The sequence below is a fragment of the Streptomyces niveiscabiei genome (assembly GCF_001419795.1).
In the GTDB taxonomy this organism is placed as follows: Bacteria; Actinomycetota; Actinomycetes; order Streptomycetales; family Streptomycetaceae; genus Streptomyces; species Streptomyces niveiscabiei.
Genome location: NZ_LIRL01001359.1, coordinates 1 through 2,109, shown reverse-complemented (window position 1 = coordinate 2,109; position 2,109 = coordinate 1). Strand labels below are relative to the sequence as shown.

Below are 2,109 nucleotides of genomic sequence, written 5' to 3'. Positions count from 1 at the left end.
GGGGCCGGTGTCGGGCACGGACAACGGTGCGGGGCTGAGGGTCTCCGACCCGTCGGACCGCTTCGAACGGGAGGCGGAACGGACGGCGCACCGGGTGATGTCGGGGCCGGCACCGGGGGCGGAGCCGTCCAGTGTGGCTCAGCGGGCGCCGGGGACATCCGTCCAGCGGGCGCCGGGGACGAGGGGCGAGCGGGCGCCGGATGCGATGGCCGGGCCGGCTCCGGAGACGGCGGTCGGGACGGCTCCGCATGCGGTGGTCGGGACGGTAGCGGATGCGATGGTCCGGTCGGCTCCGGAGACCGCCGTCCTGCCCCCGTCGGAGACGCCTCTTCAGCGAGCCCCCGCAGCCCCTCTCCAGCGCATGGACAACGGCGAGGAAGCGCAGCCCGCGCAGCAACCCGCCGCTCCCGTCAATCCCTTGCGTGACTTTGCCGCCGCCACCTACACGCCCGGCCGCGCCGGAGCCGTCGGGACTGTCGCCGACGGCGTCCGGGCCGCGACGCTTCGGCAGATCGCCTGGGAGGAGCACTGGGCGCCGATCTCGGCCGTGTGCAAGAAGTACCACTACACGATCGCCGTGCGGGAGACGGGCGAGTTCTCCATCCGGCGGATCGCGGAGGGTGCCAAGCCCAAGCCGCACACCATCCTGGAGAAGTCGATCAAGCCGTCCTCAGTGCGGAAGGAGTACGGGCGTGAAGGGTCGCAGGCCGATCCGGAAGCCGTGCTCGCCTGGCTCGCTCAGGAGGACCTGGACGGGTTCGTCGGGCACTGGGGGCAGGGCGGGCTGCTGGGGGTGCGGGTCGACGATCCGTCCCAGGAGGTCCTGGACCTCGGCATCGTGGAGACGGGTGCCCGGGGTGAGGAGTACGTGCCGATCACGGTGCTGGCGCCGGGCGGCGGGCCGCAGTTGACCGCCTTCAGGGGTATACCGAACTGGCAGACGTATCTGTACACCGGGGACTACGACCTGCACGAGGCGTACTCCCTGATGGGCGGTATGCGCGGCGGCGGTCAGATCGCCGAGGCGTCCCAGCAGAAGGTGAACCTGCTGAACCGGCTGAACGCCGGGGTCGCGAACAGCTCCGACGTGCCGGTGCGGCGGGAGGGGACGGCCCATCTGGAGGGGCACGGCCTGCACATGGAGGACTCCGCGTACGCGATGTTCCAGCACGGCGACCAGGCCACCTACCGGATGAACCAGTACCTGGAGGCGCAGGCGGAGGGGATGCGGCCGGTGGTGGCGAAGCTGGTGAAGGCGGTGGCGACGGAGAGCGACGAGCCCATGGGGTGGTGCCGCTGGGGCCAGTGGTACGTGACGATGAACAAGGACGAGCACAAGCGGCTGAGGAAGGAGTGGGGGCTCACCGTCCCCAACTCGTGGACCGACGAGGTGATCGACCGCACTCCGGGCCCCCGCGAGAACCCGACGGCGACCCCCGAGGAGAAGCGGAAGCAGTACAAGACGGCCAGGTACACGTCCTGACCCGGAGGGACCGCCCGCCCGGAAGGCGAGCGGTCCCGTGGTACTACCCGGGTACGGCTACTCGGTGATGATCGCCGGGTCGCTGACCCCCGGCCGCCCGTTCTCCACGTGCCCCGCGAACCGGCGCAGGAACGTGGAGGACGCGTGGGAGGTGACCGTCAGGTCGTACCAGCGGTGTCCCTTGCCGGTCTCGACCGTGCGCTTGAGGACGGCGTGCGGGCGGAGCTTCACCGTGGTCGTACGGGAGCGGTACGCGTCGGTGACGCGGAGTTCGACCGTGTCCTTGGACGTGTTGGTGAAGGTCAGCTCCACACAGTCGCCGACGTGCCGGGCGACGACCTCGGGCCCGGCGTGCGCGGTCTCGCCCTTGAAGGTGCGCAGGAACCCGGCGGGCCCGTGGACCGTGAGGTCGTAGGAGGCGCCCGTGAAGGTGTCGGAGATCTTCTTGCCCGCGCCGGTCGTGTAGCTCCGCGGAGTTACGCCGGGCGTGGTGACGAGGAACGCGCCCCCGGCGTGCGCCCCGGAGGCGAACGTCAGGGTCAGCGCCCCGGAGCCGGCCTTCGCGTCGACGCTGGGCGCGTACCTGAGGGGCCGGGTGGGCCGGTGGCCACGCTCCTGCCGGGGCA

At 71.5% G+C, this 2,109-nt stretch carries 1 protein-coding gene and 1 pseudogene; one reads left to right on the top strand and one right to left on the bottom strand.

The window, feature by feature from the left end:
* Positions 1–1,483 (top strand): annotated as a pseudogene (locus AOK24_RS52070) (hypothetical protein); the annotation flags it as partial.
* Between the two features lie 57 nt (positions 1,484–1,540).
* On the opposite strand, the gene AOK24_RS44030 reads toward AOK24_RS52070, so the two are convergent.
* On the bottom strand, positions 1,541–2,109 hold a 569-nt coding region (locus tag AOK24_RS44030), incomplete at its 5' end, for a phospholipase domain-containing protein (protein WP_159052234.1).